The 17,606-nt window shown below is 58.8% G+C and carries 14 protein-coding genes; 7 read left to right on the forward strand and 7 right to left on the reverse strand.

Annotated elements, in window-relative coordinates; translation table 11 throughout:
* Nucleotides 1–90: 90 nt before the first annotated feature.
* Nucleotides 91–1,302, reverse strand: a complete 1,212-nt coding sequence (locus F455_RS21265) for an OsmC family protein (RefSeq protein WP_018974463.1) — start codon at nt 1,300–1,302, stop codon at nt 91–93.
* A gap of 274 nt (nt 1,303–1,576) precedes the next feature.
* Here F455_RS21265 and F455_RS21270 point away from each other — a divergent pair, with 274 nt between their 5' ends.
* Nucleotides 1,577–4,609: a TonB-dependent receptor plug domain-containing protein gene (locus F455_RS21270; protein WP_169337368.1), complete on the forward strand. Its 3,033-nt coding sequence runs from the start codon at nt 1,577–1,579 to the stop codon at nt 4,607–4,609.
* Nucleotides 4,606–5,730: a DUF1684 domain-containing protein gene (locus tag F455_RS21275; protein ID WP_169337369.1), complete on the forward strand. Its 1,125-nt coding sequence runs from the start codon at nt 4,606–4,608 to the stop codon at nt 5,728–5,730. Before F455_RS21270 ends, F455_RS21275 begins: the two co-directional genes overlap by 4 nt.
* 732 nt (nt 5,731–6,462) lie before the next feature.
* Here F455_RS21275 and F455_RS0116730 read toward each other — a convergent pair.
* Nucleotides 6,463–7,374 (reverse strand): LysR family transcriptional regulator, encoded by a 912-nt coding sequence (locus F455_RS0116730; protein ID WP_211212346.1) that lies wholly within the window; start codon nt 7,372–7,374, stop codon nt 6,463–6,465.
* A 199-nt stretch (nt 7,375–7,573) separates the two neighbouring features.
* Between F455_RS0116730 and F455_RS0116735 the strand changes: the two genes are divergently transcribed.
* Entirely contained in the window at nt 7,574–8,440 is an 867-nt protein-coding gene (locus F455_RS0116735) for an NmrA family NAD(P)-binding protein (protein ID WP_018974467.1), read from the forward strand.
* A gap of 105 nt (nt 8,441–8,545) precedes the next feature.
* On the opposite strand, the gene F455_RS0116740 is transcribed toward F455_RS0116735, so the two are convergent.
* Nucleotides 8,546–9,070 (reverse strand): DUF1993 domain-containing protein, encoded by a 525-nt coding sequence (locus F455_RS0116740; protein WP_157578985.1) that lies wholly within the window; start codon nt 9,068–9,070, stop codon nt 8,546–8,548.
* Nucleotides 9,071–9,339: 269 nt separating this feature from the next.
* Here F455_RS0116740 and F455_RS0116745 point away from each other — a divergent pair, with 269 nt between their 5' ends.
* Both F455_RS0116745 and F455_RS0116750 read left to right on the forward strand, forming a co-directional pair.
* Nucleotides 9,340–9,915 carry a DUF3011 domain-containing protein gene (locus F455_RS0116745; protein WP_033410431.1) on the forward strand — a complete coding sequence of 192 codons (576 nt, stop codon included), beginning with the start codon at nt 9,340–9,342 and terminating at the stop codon, nt 9,913–9,915.
* A 212-nt stretch (nt 9,916–10,127) separates the two neighbouring features.
* On the forward strand, nt 10,128–10,766 hold the full coding sequence (locus F455_RS0116750; RefSeq protein ID WP_020684096.1) for a class I SAM-dependent methyltransferase: 639 nt from the start codon (nt 10,128–10,130) through the stop codon (nt 10,764–10,766).
* Nucleotides 10,767–10,992: 226 nt separating this feature from the next.
* On the opposite strand, the gene F455_RS0116755 is transcribed toward F455_RS0116750, so the two are convergent.
* The 3 genes from F455_RS0116755 to F455_RS0116765 form a co-directional block, all read right to left on the reverse strand.
* Nucleotides 10,993–13,161, reverse strand: coding sequence for an insecticidal delta-endotoxin Cry8Ea1 family protein (locus F455_RS0116755; protein ID WP_018974471.1), 2,169 nt, complete (start codon nt 13,159–13,161; stop codon nt 10,993–10,995).
* Nucleotides 13,162–13,654: 493 nt separating this feature from the next.
* Nucleotides 13,655–13,783 (reverse strand): SnoaL-like domain-containing protein, encoded by a 129-nt coding sequence (locus F455_RS23575; RefSeq protein WP_281167399.1) that lies wholly within the window; start codon nt 13,781–13,783, stop codon nt 13,655–13,657.
* A 287-nt stretch (nt 13,784–14,070) separates the two neighbouring features.
* Nucleotides 14,071–14,568: an Hsp20 family protein gene (locus F455_RS0116765; protein WP_026293476.1), complete on the reverse strand. Its 498-nt coding sequence runs from the start codon at nt 14,566–14,568 to the stop codon at nt 14,071–14,073.
* Between the two features lie 208 nt (nt 14,569–14,776).
* On the opposite strand from F455_RS0116765, the gene F455_RS23685 reads away from it, so the two are divergent.
* The gene (locus F455_RS23685; protein WP_018974474.1) at nt 14,777–15,160 is read left to right on the forward strand and encodes a YgaP family membrane protein; all 384 of its coding nucleotides are present in this window, start codon (nt 14,777–14,779) and stop codon (nt 15,158–15,160) included.
* A 214-nt stretch (nt 15,161–15,374) separates the two neighbouring features.
* The gene (locus tag F455_RS0116775; protein WP_033410433.1) at nt 15,375–16,664 is read left to right on the forward strand and encodes an NRAMP family divalent metal transporter; all 1,290 of its coding nucleotides are present in this window, start codon (nt 15,375–15,377) and stop codon (nt 16,662–16,664) included.
* A 364-nt stretch (nt 16,665–17,028) separates the two neighbouring features.
* Here F455_RS0116775 and F455_RS21280 read toward each other — a convergent pair whose 3' ends face one another.
* Nucleotides 17,029–17,526 carry a nuclear transport factor 2 family protein gene (locus tag F455_RS21280; RefSeq protein ID WP_083919009.1) on the reverse strand — a complete coding sequence of 166 codons (498 nt, stop codon included), beginning with the start codon at nt 17,524–17,526 and terminating at the stop codon, nt 17,029–17,031.
* Between the last annotated feature and the right edge of the window lie 80 nt (nt 17,527–17,606).

Here is a 17,606-nt window from a genome sequence, read left to right on the forward strand (position 1 = left end):
AACGGCCAGTTCCGGTCAGTCGTCCGTTCTAGCACGCGGCCAAAAACAGCTGTTCGTCATTGTCGGCTTTGCGTCGGATTCAAACAGGAATTACTGCGCTTCGGCGACGTAAGCGTGATGCACGATCTTGCCTTCCAACTTCTGCGCGTCCTTGACCAGATTGTAGAGCGGGCAGGTCTCTTCCACTGCCTTGGCCAAACCGCCGATATCGGCAGCGCTGTTCGGCGATTCGACTTTCACTTTGTAGGTGATGTAGCCGTAGCGCGCGGGCGAAGTGACATTCCTTCCGAAACGCGGGCTGAGGTCGGCGTCAGCGGTGAGTTCGAGCTTGTCCAGCAGCACGCCGCGCGCCGCCGCCTGGATTTCGAAGATGTGGGTCGGGCAGGTCGTGACGACGCCGAGCAGATTTTCTTCCACGGTCGGGGCAAGGCCGCGGCCTAGCAGATTCGTTGCGCTGTCGTGCAACGCCTGGAAATAGTTGTCGCGGCCCAGCCACGTCTGGCGCAGGCCGGTATTCGGTTCGACGCGCGTATGCGCAATCAAGGTGCGCGGTTCCGTCGATGCCGATTTCGTCTGGCTTGGTTTCAGTGTGCCCTTCGTCACCGGCACCTGATCTTCGGTGATGAAATCACGCAAACCCGGTTGTGAGTTGGGGACGCGCTGCGCCGGCGTTTGGACGTATTCGATGGTGAGCGGGCTGACTTGATGCGGCTGCGTCACCAAGTCGATGACCGAAGAATTGGCGTGCACGGCGACTTTCAATTCTTCCAATTTCGCATCCGACACCGGCGATTGGATATAGGCCTCGTAGGAAAGATTGTTCGGATAGGTCAGCGTGGCGCTCTTGCGTTGCGGGATGCTGGTGAACACGACATCCAGCGAATCAAGCGGGATGTCTTTCAATGCTGCCTGCACCACGTATTCGTCCGCCACCGCACTGGACAACATCGCGACCAGCGATTCCCATGAACCGGGAGCGAGGTTGAAGCCGGCGCCATTGCGCGGGCTGTCGCTGAGCCACTGGAATTGTTCCTTGTCGCCGATGCGCAAACGACGCACGCCTGACCGGCCCTCGGCAATGACATGGGCGTGCAAGTGAGTTGACGCAGCGTCCAGCGCTTGCTGGGCGACGATGGCTTGCTTCTTCGCTTTCAAATGATCACGCAGCGGTGAAGCATCCGCGGCACGCGCTTCGGCCGCATGGGCGATGTCGACGCTGCCGAGCGAGGCGATGGAAAGCGATACGGTCAATGCGAACACAGCGGTGACTTTGAGCGGATGTTTGCGAATGGTGACGTGCATGACCGAGCGGTTCCGTTATGGCGCTAAAGGAGGAGTGCCATTCTGCAGTACGCATGCCACAGCCCTACATGCCGCATCGTCATGTGCAAATATCGTTTGCATGCAACCGATGCGTAACTGATGCGCGCGGAATAAGCACCTAGGCAAAAGGAATTTCCGCGCGGAAGCTTTCATCAATACCTTGCGAGGCCCCTTTCGCCATGCACGGATTTCCGCATCAATGCCACAGCAAACTTCTGCGCATGCTCGGCGCTTCATTCCCACTCGCGCACCCTTGGCTTTGGCGCTTTATACCATGCTGGCAAACGGTGCCTTGCACGCACAGCAAGCACCCAATGGTTCCAACGGCGCACCCGCCGCTGCGGCCGAAGCGGCGGACGGCAACGAGGCGGATACAAACCGCGATGCCAAGACGTTGGGCACGGTTTCCGTGGTCGGCTCGCAAATCGCTGGCGGCGGTGCGCAGGCTGCATTGCCTGTGATCAGCGTGAGCAAAGAGCAAATCGATTCCACCGGTGCTGCCAACGGCGACCAACTCTTTCGCGACTTGCCACAATTCGGCGATGTCGCTTTCACGCAGAAGGTGGTCAATCAAGGGCGGAATCAAAACTACGCGCGCGGCGACGTTGCTTCGATCAATCTGCGCAACATCGGTTCCCAATACACCTTGTTGTTGGTCAATGGCCGTCGCACAGTCGAATATCCGTTGAGCGGCAACACGCCGTCGTACAACGCGAATGCCCTTCCCGCGTTCGGTCTCGATCGCATGGATGTGCTGCTCGATGGCGCGGCGGCGGTGTACGGTTCTGATGCGATTGCCGGTGTGGTCAACCTGGTTTTGCCAAGCAAACTCAGTGGCGGCGGCGTCGAAATAGGATACGGGCATGCAGAAGGCACGCATCGCTCCAACGCCTCCATTAGCGGCTATTGGGGCAGCGACTTTGCCGGTGGCCGTGGCAACATCAGCGTGCTGTACGGCTTTGCGCATCAAAGCGCGCAGTTGAACAGCGATCAGTGGTACACGGCGACGGACCGCCGCAGCATCGCTGCCAACGGCGATGCGATTCCTGATCCAAACGGCACAGCAGCCGGTTTGAGTTCCTATACGCCCTGGGGGCAATTCCAGTTAGTGAAGAAGAATGCCAACGGCACGGTCTCGACGCTGGGGTCGCCGTACTACGTGGATACCACGGGTGCGATCAAGCAAGGAGCGCTGCCGACCTCGTTGAAATACGATATCGCGCGTACGCCGGGTGTCACCCAGGAACCCGAGGTCAACCGAGGAAATTTTTTCGCCAATGCCCACTACGACCTGACCGACTCGTCGCAGCTGTTCGGCGAATTGAGCTATTACCGCGCCAAGTCCGAGACGTGGTTCGGCAGCGATCCCGACTCCGTCCTCAGCTCCACCGTTCCCAACTATGTTTACATCAGCCCCAATGCCTATTGGGTACCAGCGGCATTGAAAGCAGCAGCAGCCAGCGCGGGCGCCACTGCCATTCGTTTGTACAACTACAACCTTGCCGATGAACCGTTGCGCAAATTGACGGACGACAATTCGGAAGTGCGCGTGCTCGCGGGCTTGCGCGGCTGGGCGGGCAACGGCTGGAATTGGGAAACGGCTTTGTTGTATGCGCGTTCGCGCACGGTCGATAGTCAACAGAGCGGACTGTTCAACGAATTTGTCGCCGCGTTGAACGGCACCACGGCCAGTGCCTACAACCCTTTCAACGGCGGCGATCCGGCGCATCCGAGCTATGGCGATGCCACGCCCTCCGACATCTCCGGCGTCGTCGGCTGGACCACGCGTGTGGGCACCAACACGCTGGGATTGTGGGATTTCAAGATCAATCGCCCAGACGCGCTGCATTGGTACGCTGGCGACATCGGCGTCGCCGCGGGTGTCGAGTTGCGCCACCAAAGCGTGTCCGACGATCGCGACCCGAACATCGACGGCACGATCCAGTACACCGACTGGTACACGGGCAATGTGAACTCCAGCAACGTCTTCTTGACCAGCTACTCGTCGGACATCCACGCGAGCCGCAACGTGAAATCGGTGTTCGCCGAAGTGGCGATGCCGCTGGTGTCGCCCGATTTGGGCGTCCCGCTGGTGAAGTCCCTGGACTTGCAGATTGCCGGCCGCTATGAGGACTACAGCGATGCCGGCAGCGTGGCCAAGCCGAAATTTGCGGTGGCGTGGAATGTCGTCGACAGCTTGCTGCTGCGCGGTTCGGTCAGCGGCGGCTTCCACGCACCGGCTTTGGAACTGGCCAATTCCGGCACGATCTGGCGCGGTGGCAGCACTCTCGATTTGATCCGATGCGACGCGTCGGTAAAAAACGGTGCTTATGCCCAATACAGTTCCTGCGTCACCGCGAATAGCGGCAATCCCACGTTCTACCCGACCATCGACACGGGCACCACTTACGACAAAAATCACGTCAAGCCGGAAACGAGCAAGCAATATTCGTACGGCTTCGTGTTTGAACCGAAATTCCTGCCCGATGCCGCAGGCAAGTTCAGCGTCGGTGCCGACGCCTGGCAGATCAAGATCGAAAATCCGATCACCTCGCTCGGCACTACCAATGAGCTGCTGTACGACGCTTACCTGCGCGCCAGCGGCCAAGGCTCCAATCCGAACGTGGTTCGCCTTGCGCCGACAGCCGCAGACGCCACCCTGTTTGCCGGTTCCGGCATCAATCCGGTCGGCGCGCTGCAGTACGTAGTCACAGATTACGTCAACGGCCAGCCGCTCACCACCAAGGGCATCGACTACCACTTGAGCTGGCGCAAGCGCGACACCGCATGGGGCAACTGGTCGTTCCTCGTCGACGTCAGCCAACTGCGAAGCTATTCGCAGACTCCGTTGCCACAAGTGCAAGCAGTGGCCAAGGCGATCAGCAGTGGTCAGCTGGTCGGCATCGTCAATCCCGCCACCTTGGCTGCCTACAACCAGGTCGGTCTCAATGGCGCCAAGCCTGAATGGCGTGGCAGTGCCGCGTTAATCTGGAACCACGACGATTGGACGGTGCGCGTGCGCGACAACTACATCGGCAGCGTGACCAGCGCGGCGTACAGCTATGTTGCCGCCACGGCGCCGCAAAAAGTCACCTCGACCCAGTTGTGGACCTTGTCCCTGAGGAAGGACTTCAGCCACGACTTCTTCAAGGGCGGTTATATCGAAATCGGTGCGCGCAATTTGTTCGACAAGCAACCTCCGCTGGATGCTGGCGGCAACTACCTGCCCGCCTTGTACGAAGACTACGGCCGCTACCTCTACTTGAACATCGGCAGCAAGTGGTGATCCGCCGGATCGTCCCTGTCGCGGCCGCGCTCTTTGTCCCCGGCTTGTTCCCACTCCTCTGGAATCCCAGCGTGAAAACTTCACTCGACGGTCGCAAACATCTTGCTGTTCCCTTCTCGTTGGCGTTGTCCGCGGGCGCTGGCGCGGCCGGCATTTTGTGGCCGTTCGCTGCGGCGCTGCTGGCATTGGGCGGCGCGACGACGCCGGCTGCCGCTGCCGCAGGCGGCGCAGTGCAAGCCGCCGCCGATTTCCAAAGCGAGCATGCGCAGTGGGTGAAGAAGCGCGAAGCGGAATTGACCCAACCCGACGGCTGGACGAGTCTGATCGGCCTGCATTGGGTGGACGGCAAACAGGAGAGCGTCGGTGGCGGCGAAGGCAACGACATCCGCCTGCTCATCGCTCCGGACAAACTGGGCAAAGTGGAACAACACGATGGCGCGTTGTTCTTCAGCCCGGTCGATGGCGCCAAGGTCACGGTGGATGGCAAATCGCTGCAAGGCGCGGTGCGATTGAAGCCAGAAGGAAAAGATGGCGGCAGCAAGTTGGGTTATGACGACGGCAAGGGCCAGATCACCGTCATAGATCGCCAGGGTCGCCTGGCTTTGCGCGTGCGTCACGCCGATTCGCCTGACCGGCTGCACTTCAAAGGACTGGACGTTTTTCCACCAAATGAGCAATGGCAGGTGAAAGCGCATTTCGTGGCGCATCCGCCGGGCACGACCATCCAGATATCCAACATCATCGGCAACGTCAACGAAACCCCCAATCCCGGTTATGTCGAGTTCGACAAGAACGGGAAAACATGGCGGCTGGAAGCCACCGGCGATCCGGCCAAGGGCTTGAACTTCATTTTCAAGGATGCCACCAGCGGCAAGGAAACCTACGGCGTGGGCCGTTTCCTCCACACTGGTCCGGTGGCGGCGGACGACACCGTAGTGGTGGACTTCAATCGCGCCTACAACCCGCCGTGCGCGTTCACCCCATACGCGACTTGCCCGGTGCCGCCGCCGGAAAACCGGTTCACGCAGAAGGACAGCAAGGGCGAGGTCGTGCGGCTTACGGTGGAAGCCGGCGAAAAGAAGTACCGCGGGCACGAGGAAAAACCCGTCACAGGCGGCTGAGAGCCGACGACTGCAAGCAGAGATGCACCGGACGGTAGCTGCCGAGCACCTTGAGTTAGTCGGTTGCCGCTCAATCGGACACCACCACCTACCGCACAGCTGCCGTTCGTGAACGGCCCCTTTGGTCGAGACCCGCCCTTCCCTACCCGCGATAAGGTTCACTAATCACCCGCCCCTTACGGCCCACAAACGGCCGGCCAGAAGCGGACACCTAGCGATCCGGTGAACGCTCCACGCTGAATCCATTTCAAGTCATCGACACATCCAATGTCCGAATGCCGTGAGTGCTGCGAATCAGCAGTCCTTTCGGATCAACAGACCATCCGCCGACAGGTGGAATAGCGGTTTCGAACTGGATAGAACGTGCAGCGCTGCGATCGGATTCCCATTTGTTTCCGAGCAGATTTCGCAGTTCGACACACTTATCGACGCGACAATGCGCTCGCATCGTTAACGGTTGGATAGCTGATATCGGTCTGGACGTTGCCACCTACGGAACACACACATTGCGGCGAACGAAAGCCTCGTTGATCTATCGTCGAACGAAGAATCTTCGCGCAGTTCAACTACTCCGGACATAGCAAGCTCGAAAGCACCGTCCGCTATCTCGGAATCGAGGTCGACGATGCCCTTGAGATGGCTGAGCAAACAGAGACTTAGCCGCTCATACCCAGAAGCGGCCCCTTCCGCGACCGCCGTCGACGCATCGAATCGATTCTGCCGGGGTCGTTGCTAGCTCGCCGCGTTCTTCTGTTCGTGGTTCGTCATCTCGACCAAGAAGTCGAGAAAAGCTCTCGTCTTTGTTGGTACGTAATGACGCGACGGATAAACCACGTACAAGGGAAAGCGTTCATCTGTCCATTCCGGAAAGAGATTGATCAGTCTTCCTTCGGCAATCAGCGGCGCTGCAGCGATTAGAAGCATCTGCGCAACCCCAGAACCGGCGAGACACGCGCCGAGCAGCGCGCTCGGGTCGTTGACCGTCAAGCGTCCGCGCGTATCGACCGCGATGTGCTTTCGCTTGCGATGGAATTCCCAGCGAAACGGCTTGCCCGTCGCTGGGTCGCGAAATTCGAGGCATCGATGCATTCGGCTCACCAGATCCTCGGGCTTTTCGGGACGTCCAAAACGCCTTACGTACGCGGGCGCGGCGACGGTGACGACGGCGGTCTCGAGCAGCTTTCGCGCAACCAGGGTGGACGCTTTCGGGTCGCCGAATCGCAGCGCCAGGTCGAAACCATCCATGACGAGATCGCCGAGGTTGTCGCGTGCGATTAGCTCGAGTTCGAGATCAGGATGCGCATCCATGAATCGGTCCAGACGTCGCCCGAGGATGTTGCGGTACAAGACTGGATCCAGGTTGATCCTCAGTTTTCCGCGTACCCTCGCCGCACCGCCGCTTGCGGCGGCGGCAGCTTCCTCCAATCCTGCAAGATGCGGCATCACCTGTTCGTAAAAGCGGCGGCCCTCTTCCGTCAGCGAGACCGAACGTGTCGTACGGTTGAAGAGGCGGATCTTCAGCTTCGCTTCCAAGCGCGCGATGGCGCGACTCACTCCCGGTGGCGACATCTCCATCAAATCGGAAGCAGCCGCAAACGTCCCCGCGTCGACGACGGCCGCAAATATGCTGATGCCGTTGGACAACTTTTCGCTACTGGGTTTCATCGCGGTACAGAGATTGGTCGAATGTGATTAAGGCGGGCGACGGCGATCGTCCCACGCCGATACCAGCATGCCGGATTAGTGATGTTTTGTCATTTATCTAGTGCCATGCATGGCATTTTATTCTCCACGGCTCATTCCCAGAATGCGCACAGTCTGCAAAGAACGAGGAGAACGCGGCATGTATGCAATCACGGGAATCACAGGTAAAGTCGGCGGCGAAGTTGCGCGCCAGCTGTTGGCCGCCGGTCTGCCGGTGCGGGGGGTCGTGCGCGATACGGCCCGTGCCGGCGTATGGGCCGAACGCGGCTGCGAGCTCGCGCGGGCCGATATGGCAGACGCTTCCGCGCTCGCCGCAGCGTTCAAAGGCGCGAAAGGCGTGTTCGTGTTGCTGCCGCCGCAGTTCGATCCGGCGCCGGGGTTTCCCGAAGCGCGGGCGGTGATCGCGGCCGTCGCCGATGCGATCCTGAAGGCCAGTCCGGAAAAAGTGGTTTGCCTGTCGACGATCGGCGCACAGACGGACGAGGTCAACCTGCTCACGCAACTTACGCTTATGGAACAAGTGCTAAGCAAGCTGCCGATGCCGGTGACGTTCCTGAGGCCCGGCTGGTTCATGGAAAACGCGGCTTGGGATGTCGCATCCGCGCGCGATCACGGCGTCATTGCGAGCTACTTGCAGCCGCTCGAGAAGCCCGTACCGATGGTTGCCACGGCCGACGTCGGTCGTGTCGCGGCCGAATTGCTGCAAGAGACCTGGATCGGCGTGCGCATCGTCGAACTCGAAGGTCCGCGCCGGGTGAGTCCCAACATGCTCGCTGCAACCTTTGCTCGCGTGCTCGATCGCCCGGTGCGTGCGGAAATCGTCGAGCGGCAAACTTGGGATGCGCTGTTCCGCGCGCAGGGCATGCAGAATCCATCGCCGCGGATGCGCATGCTGGACGGATTCAACGCTGGCTGGATCGATTTCGAAAAGCGCCCCGAACATGTCGTCCGCGGGCGCGTCGAGTTGGAAACGGTTCTGCACAGCATCGCGTTGCCGCCGGTCTGAACAGAAGCTGCCGCGCAGCGCCGCCGCGCATCGATGGCTGGCAAGGCCCAGCTTCAGGACAATTTCGAATCGACCGGATTGTTGCGGCGGCGTGCAGGAGATTTCCTACTGCACGTTGGATGGCTGCGGATCTATGAAATTGAGCTGGCTCAAGAAGTCCATTTTCCCGATGTCGACACCTTGGTGACGCAAGATGGCGTAGGCCATCGCGAGGTGAAAGTAGACGTTCGGAATCGTGATTTGCTTGATGTAGTCTGCTGCAGCTATGACTTTGCCTGGCTTCCACGGCAGCGAGAGACATCTATCGTGGGCGTCCACGTAGGCCGCCGCGGGCACGCTTTCGGCAAAGGCTACAGTCTTTCGGATGCGCTCGCGAAGTTGCTCCATGGTCTCTTCGTTGTCCTCGTATTTCGGCGGCTGCTGGCCGCTGAGCCACCCGGCTGCTGCTTTTAGATAGTCGGAGGCGCTTTGCACTTGGTACGAGAACGGTTGCATGTCGGGAGCCAGACGGCCACCCACTAGCACGTTAACGTCGAACCTTTTAGCCGCGGCGTAGTCATGGGCTTTGTCGAGCCAGCCGTCCATCTTTTTGAAGTTGTCGATGCACTGCGAAACGAGCACGTAATACATTTGCCCACTCCTCGTTGGATCGAGTTCATTCATAGCCGCAGCTGATTTTGGGAGCCACCGCGCCCGATGCCTAGTACCGATGCGCTCGGTTGATAGCGGTCCACTTTAAAAAAAGTCGTTGAAGCCTTGGAGCAGGTACGGAAGCGTCAACGTGCCGGCCACAACGTCGGGCGAGCACGGTATTGGCTCAAATACTGTGTGCGCTGCCGTACGGAAACAGCCGCTCTTCCGGTGTATCTAGTGTATTGGGCAATTAGCGGAGAAACATCATGCGCACTACAGTTATCGGAATTGGACTTATTTTCGCGACGGCAACTCTTGCCACATCTGCGGGTGTCAAGGCGCAAGATCGACGACATGACGGCGATGGTGCGGTCGAATGCACCAGTCAGGATTTTAAGCGCGAGCGTTGTATGGTGACTTGGCACGACGCCCGACTGGAGCGTCAGCTTTCGGACACGCAATGCGAACGTGGGAAAAATTGGGGCATCGATCAGCGCGGCTTGTGGGTAGATCGCGGTTGTTCGGGCCGGTTCGTCTCGGTCGACGACCGCGGCTACGGCCGTGACCGTCGTGACGACGAACGCGACCGTGGACGCGATAGCGCAAGCGGTTGGCAGCCTGATTCGAGCTGGAATCACCGCTTCTCGGTCTCCTGCGAAAGCCGGGACGGACAAAACCACTTCTGTCAGGTCGACCTGGGCGGGGCTGGCCACGCAGTGCTCAAGCGCCAACTCTCGCAGACGCGTTGCATCGAAGGCGAAAACTGGGGCTCAAACCGTGCCGGCGTGTGGGTGACGCAAGGCTGCCGCGGAGAGTTCACGATTGATCGCCGCTGGCGCTGACAGCTAAATCGGCGCAAACAGGCTGACGCCGTACAGCGGCGTCAGCATCGCGTGCCTGAACCCTTGAAGAAGAAAATATGCAGTAAATACTGCAGACTATCCAGATCTACTTTTCAGGACGGCTTTTCAAAAGCTTCGACAGCTGCGATGTAGTGGATCGCCCTCTCGCACACCGCGCGCTCCTCGAATGCCCAACCGTAAAGGAGATCCTGATGTACGACCAATCCAAGCTATCCGAATTGATCCGCTTCGCACAAGTCGATGCGGGCTCCACCGTCATCGACGTTTACCCAGGCGACGGAGACTGGACCCGTCTCTTCTCCAACATCGTTGGACCCGAAGGACGGGTTTACAGCTTCGTGCCGGCCGAAGTCGCCAACTTCAAGAACGATCCAGTAGGCCGCATGCGGACGCTCGCGAAGGAGCCGGGCCGAGAGAATGTCGAAGCCGTCTCGGCTGACCTCGTGGCGATGCCGAAGGCCACGTCACCAGCGGATGTGCTGTGGTTGCATCTGTTCTACCACGATCTCCACACCAAGCTGATGCAGGCCAGGGGCGCGACGGCGGCCCACTTCAATCGAGCCGTCTACGAGCGGCTGAAGCCCGGTGGGTCCTACGTCATCGTGGACCACGCGGCCGCCTTCGGGGCGGGCACGAGAGATGCCCAGCTGCTGCATCGGATTGAGTCTGCAACCGTTCGCGAGGAGGTGGAGGCGGCTGGCTTCGTACTGGACGCGGAAAGCACCATTCTCGCGAACAAGAACGATCCGCATTCGGTCAAGGCGTTCGATCCGTCAATCAAGGGCGAGACCGATCGCTTCGCCTTCCGTTTCAAGAAGCCGATGAGTTGAGCGCTGGAGCACCGTGTTATTCCAGCTATGCGCTCAATCTGACGTCATCAGTCAGCGGTATAGCTGCCGTTCGCGAGTGGCAACTTTGGGTCGCCTCGAGACGGCCTCCTTCGACCCGAAGCTGACACCCGCAGCGGCCTACTTGACCGACTACATACGGTGTACCAGCAGAACAGGACACCAGCGAGTACGGAAATTTGCTATCGCGTAGATTTCCACAGGTGGCTCAGCCGCGACTCCAGAATGCGTCGCGCTTCGCTTGCAGGCCGTCGCTCGAAATGCTCTGGAGGATAGCGGTTCTTAGTTGAGCAAGCTGCACTGCGGACAACTTGACGTTCCGGCTCGCGTACCACCGCGTACCCAAATCGACGATATCGTCGACCGTCATCGTCTTCGGACTGACCACGTACGTGTTCGACAGAATGCCGACCGACGGATACATGTTCGGATTCTTCGGGCGAAAGGCGAACATAATCGTTCCGGTCGAACGCGTGACCTGCTCTCCTAGGTTGGACCACATCCAGGCGTTCCTCGAGGTAGGGGCGATATTGCAGAGGATATGGCCGTCGAGCGATGCGGTTTCCACATCGTTGTTGTTCTGCAACGCGAACCGTGTCCCGTCGCAGCAGTTCTCAATGATCTGCTTATATCTTCCGGCGATCTGCGGTGCGTCGGGCCAATCGACGCCCCGCTGCGGCGCAGGCGGGGGTGCATACGGGGCCACGTTTTCCTGCACGAATTCAAGCCCGCCAATCAGCGTTCCGGCCGCCCACCAGTACGACTGGTTGGGCTGCAGACCGCCTGCCGGACTCAAATAGTTGCAAGTGTAAATGTTGACCTTGATCACCGGACGATCCGGGTCAATGGCGAGGTTGAATCGGCCTCTGGTATTTGGAGGATCGCCATTCCATTTCAGCTCGAAATGGTCCGGGAAGCGCCAATAAAAATTCGGAATACCACCGCTGTTGTTCTGCGACGGCGTGTAGCCGCCTTCGTCGATATGGATGTGGGTGAGCCGGCCATTCGGCGTCTTGTGGTCGTCCGCCGGATTCGGTACGACGACCTTACCGCTACCACTGAGCACGAGCGGAGTGTGGACGTAGAAGTAGCCAAAGTCATTGTTACAAAAGATGTCCTCGCAATGATGGTAATAGTCGTAGGTACAGTCGATCCCGAGGTCGTGGCTGTCCGGCAGACCGTAAGGGCCGCACCACAAGATTCGATCGATGGTGAATGGTGTGGCAGGCGGCGGAGATGATGACGGGTCCGGCAGATGTTTCCAGGCTTCTAGGATGTAGGAGACCGTCACCGTGTACCGATTGACTTTATCGTTCCGCACCTTGCCCGCAGCGTAGAAAGCGCCAACAATTACACCGTGCCGGCCAGCGACAGAACCGAAGTGCCAATTGAGCTGGTCAGGGCCAGGGGCCTGAACGATAGTCCATGCAGAATCAGCCTTCGTCGCCTTGGTGTATTCGTCCTCGAAAGCCTGCATGGCTTTTGCCAGCGTAGCGGTGACGTAACTGAGATAGTTGACGCTGCTGTTGGAGTTGGTTGGCGCGGGGTCGATGGCGTTGCGCCAGGCGACGTCCAGGAGATTCGCACTCACCCACCCCGGTTCGATCCCGTAATCCGATGCATTGCGGATCAGATCGTAAAGGAAGGTGATGTGGAGGTTGGCTGCCTGCACGTACAGCGGCAGCACTTTCCATCCTTCGATGCCAGCCCCGCCGTTGCTCGGAATGCCGGTGAACTGCGCCATCGAGGATTCGAAGTGCTGCTGAATGTAAAGCGCCCGGTCCTTCAGCGCCTTGACTTGCTCTCTCGTCGGCTCGGACGCGTTGACGACATCATAGACCGCGAGGCGATAGTAGCTAAAATTCGTGTTGAAACCCGCGACCAGATTGGTCAACTGGCCTTCGTAATACGTCAGGATTTCCGCACCTACGAGATCAGCGACCTGCTGTTTGACCAGCGACCAGATATCGGGCAACGGAGTCTTCGGATCGGCATGCGCCGGCCAGATCAAATTGAGCATTGCCACAAGCAGCGGGCCAACGACAGGGACTTGACCGAGGACCAATCCAAGAAGGATTTGCAGCGCGGCCATCGGGTCTTCGAAGGCCGGCGTGTAATTGAACGCACCGTCACGCAGATCGATGCCGGGCGGCTTATCAATGCATCCCGCCCCGTCGCCGACCTGAGTCGGGAAGTTGTCGCGACGACAGTTGCCACGCAGAAAACCTGTTCCGATAGCTTGCGCCATGACCCAAGGCGAGCCGACGGTCACCATCGCGCCGAGCGCGATACGCTTCAGTACTTGGCGTCGAGTGGCGATGGTCGCATCGTCAACACGATTTGCCTCGCCCGCATCCAGTAAATTCGCACGTTTCATGGTGCCCCCCGGTAGCTTGACGGATCGCTACGTGCACTAGTCATTCAATTGTTCATGCAATTGAAAGTATGGCAGCGCCGGGGTGTCGCGCGTCCATTCTGCAGCAACCCGATTTCGCGCTGGCAGCATACGAAGGCCGCCGCCCCTCTAGATATAACCTGATTAGGTTAGATTGCTCTGCAGCGATTAATACTGAAGCGGACGTTTGCAAACACTTGCTTTCGTCGAAACCGGCAATTAATCCGCATTGTGGCGCAACACCGGCCAGCTTCTGCGCGACAGCTCCCGATTGCCGACGCAAACCAGCGCCTAGTTGTCACTTGCTAGCCTTAGGGCTTGGCGAACCGCAACACCTACCCATCTCGGATCGCTCGGTTGCCCGAGGATCAAGCAGCGCGGCGAGCGGCCCGACGCAATCGATCGGGGAATGTGCGCTCTCTTCCGTCGCAGCGGGCATCAACGCGTCTGCTGCGCTTTCGAACCGGTTACGCCGTTATCCGAGGTCGTAAAAAAATTGCTCGCGGAAGATCTTACCATCACGCACACCGTAGACGCAGATTTCGCGCATACTCACGCGGCCGCGACCCTTCATCGTCGCATTAGCAATTTGTTCGGCACTCATGGCGATCTCCTCTTGTGGGGAGTCCATCCTGGGGCGGCCATGCTGACAGCAAGCGCATTTCGCTCCAAGCCGACAAAGCGTTTGGCAACTTGGCTACGAAATCGGCCGCTTTTAGTCGAGCATTGTCAGACTTTTGGAAGCCAACTAGCACATCGGCAATGACGCCTCTCACTTCGTTGGACACGTCTGCGCGTTCTGTGGGGGCGCCTCGAAAGAAGGCCCCGAGGAACTCGGGGCCTTGATTGCTACACGGTGCTCAATGCAACGCCTCGTAAGAGCTTGGCTACTCAAGCGGCTTTCGGCGCCTCGATCTGCCGCGCGTCGGTCTTGCGGTCGACTTTCGCCGTGCTCGAACCTTCGTTGCGGATTTCGATACGCCGTGGCTTGAGCGCCTCGGGAATATCGCGCTGGAGTTCGATGGTCAGTAGACCATCGCGCAACGAGGCGTGCGCAACTTTGACGTAGTCTGCGAGTTCAAAACGGCGCTCGAATTCCCGCGCCGCAATGCCTTTGTGGAGATATACGGAATCCTGAGACTCCTGTTCGTCATTCTTGGCGCCGGAGACGATCAGGAGATTGGGGCGGTCGGTGAGCATCAGTTCATCCTGCTCGAAGCCAGCCACTGCCATCACGATACGGTAGTGGTCCTCGCCCTTCTTGATGATGTCGTACGGCGGCCAATTGTCGAATGGTTGAACTCGGCTTGCTGTATCGAGCACGTCGAAAATGCGGTCGAAACCCACGCCAGTGCGAAACAGAGGGGTAAAGTCGAGAGTGGTCCTCATAGCCATATCCTCAATTAACTAAGCAATGTGGAAATGAAGTAGCGTCGTCACGTCGACGCTGCAACGGCGAACCCGATCGGCGTTCGCGTTCCTGCAGATAAGCCTGCCCGACAGCATTTCAAGCCTCGTTTTCGCACCAGTCAGTTACCGTTTAGCTTTTTCTGCTATGCGCATGCGAGCGCAATCTGATACGGGGTGCTTGCGGGAAATGCTGCAGAAGCCAGAGATTCCCGACTCTTGGCGTGAAGATATCTATAGCCAGACTCTAGTTGATATGGATCAAGATCGGCATGCCAATTCCAGAAGATACTTTTGCGGCAATGCATTGTTAATCGGCAGTGTGCGTACTTTTCTATGCGGGACTTATGAGAAGGGAAAGGTCATGAATAGAAATGTGGGAAATATCGATCGGACCATCCGGATCGTTCTTGGCTTGGCGCTCCTCAGCCTTCTCGCCCTACTTCAAGGCGATGTGCGTTGGTTGGGGCTGATTGGCGTTGTCCCGTTGCTCACGGGCTTGGTCGGCTGGTGCCCAGCGTATGGCCTGTTCGGGTTTTCGTCCTGCGGAACGCCCAAGCAAAGGCTTGGTTGAACCGACAAGGCGAATGCATGCGCTTCGACGTTCCCGAGCATTGCCTCTGTGCTTAATTTCGAGATCATGCACAGGAATGCCGATCGAGCGGTGAACTTGTTGAAGCTGCTGGCGAATCCACAACGGCTGCGTGCCCTGTGCCTGCTGATAGCGAATACTGCGTCAGCGAGTTCAACGATCGGATCGGTCTGAGCCAACCCGCACAACCGGTCTTATGATCGCGCCCAGAGCCTATCTAAGTGTGCTGTGGAGCCGCCTTAGGGTTCATCCTCTGTCGCGGGTCGGCCCGGGACTTATCACCGGTGTGGCCGATGATGATCCCAGCGGCATAGCGACCTATTCGCAAGCAGGAGCTCAATTCGGTCTCAACATGTTGTGGACCATGCCCCTGGCTTTCCCATTGATGGCGGCAATGCAATCGATGTGCGCGCGCATAGGCCGCGTAACCGGGAAGGGTCTCGCGGCGAACATCAAGACCGCATTCCCGCCGGGCGTGCTGCTGGGTGTTGTCGTTCTGCTGCTGCTCGCGAACGTCCTCAATATCGCCGCCGATGTTGCGGCGATGGGGGAAGTCGCAGAGCTCGTGACGGGGATCGATCGCCATCTGATGACGGCGTTCTTCGTGGTCGGCACCCTGCTGCTCCAAATTTTCATCCCCTATCATCGTTACGTGTTTTTTCTGAAGTGGCTCACTTTCTCCCTGCTCGCGTACGCGGCGGTCTTGTTCACCGTCCATGTGCCCTGGGGTCAGGTGGCGCTGCGCACCGTCTGGCCAAACTTCACGCCCAATGCGGCGGCCGCTGCCGTGATCGTTGGCGTGTTCGGCACGACGATCAGCCCTTATCTGTTCTTCTGGCAGGCATCCGAAGAGGTGGAGGATATGCGCGGAAGAAATGACAGAACTCTGCTCGAATACGATGCGCTTTCCGCCTCCTCTGAACTTCGTCGCATCAGCTGGGATACGTGGAGCGGCATGTTTTATTCCGACATCACGGCGTACTTCATCATTCTTTCGACCGCGGTGACGTTGCATGTGGCAGGAGTGACAGACATCAATACGGCAGCGCAGGCAGCGAGCGCTCTGAGGCCCCTCGCCGGCGACTTTGCATTCTTGCTGTTTGCTCTGGGCATTCTTGGGGTTGGCCTGATCGGCGTACCGGTACTCGCAGGCTCGGGCGCTTATGCGTTTTCGGAAGCCATCGGCTGGAATTGGGGCCTGGAACGCAAGGCAAACGATGCGCGCGGGTTCTACGGCATCATTGCTGTTAGCGTACTTGCCGGACTTGTGATCCAGTATTCACCGATCAGTCCGATGAAAGCCTTGTTCTGGAGCGCCGTCATCAATGGCGTCGTCGCAGTGCCTTTGATGGTCGTGATTATCCTGCTTGCGTCGAAGAAATCCGTAATGGGCGCGTTCACCGCGCCCCGGAACTTGATTGTCCTTGGTTGGATTGCCACGGCGGTCATGGGCGCGGCGGCCCTTCGAATGTTCATGCCCGACTAGAACGCATACCCTGCCCTCCCATTCACTCATTGCGCTCGCACGACGAGCCCACGCCGTGCATGGTCAAGAAACGCCGGCGAAAAAGCGGCCGATTCTGTATCTAGTTCGACACCACCGTCGCGGACAGGGACCTCGGAATTTTGAGGCGCTTCTCCGTAGATAATCATCAGCTCTGTGCGACGGTCATTTGTCGGAAGGTGAAACATGCGGACTAATGCAGTTCTCTCCGGAAGGGAGAGATCATGCTCTGCAAGCAGGCGTTCTATGGCTGCGCCATCGGATGCAGGGTCCCCTGCTACTCGACTCCGGATACCCGCTGATCGCCGCGATGCGAAACCGTGGGCTTGGATTCTTGCGAGTGCGCCTATTTGCTTTCCGCTACACGCGTCGCCTGCCACGTAATCGCTTGCCACTTGCCGTTGCGCAGAAGGAATGTGCCGCTGTTGCGGAAGTAGCTGATCTTGCCGTCTGGGTCGCGCTTCACCAGCCGAAACGTCAGCGCAGCCATGTCGCCGTACGGCCGCACGAGTATGTCCTCGGCGGTGAATACCGGACCGGGTTTCGCCTGGCTGTCGGCCTTGGCTTTCGGCTCTTCAGCAAACGACTTCAGGATATCGCCCTTGCTCATGACTTTGCCGGCCGAACTGGTGTAAACCAGATCATCGGCCCAAAAGCGCTCGTGACCCGCCGCGCTGTTGTTTACCGCCGGAGTCAAAAATGTCATCAGCATCGTGGTGATCTCGCCACGAGTGCGAGCCGCATCCGGCGGACTCGCATCGTTGCCATATGCTGCGATCATCACGAACAAACTTGGCAGCGCGAACAACAGCATTAACCTTTGAACGGGTCGCAAGGTAAGCATGGCGATTCTCCTGATTAAGAGGCAACAAGCTTGAGCGTACACATCCCTTCAATGAAACACCACGGACGCTACGCCAGCCC

The sequence above is a fragment of the Rudaea cellulosilytica DSM 22992 genome (assembly GCF_000378125.1).
Classification (GTDB): domain Bacteria; phylum Pseudomonadota; class Gammaproteobacteria; order Xanthomonadales; family Rhodanobacteraceae; genus Rudaea; species Rudaea cellulosilytica.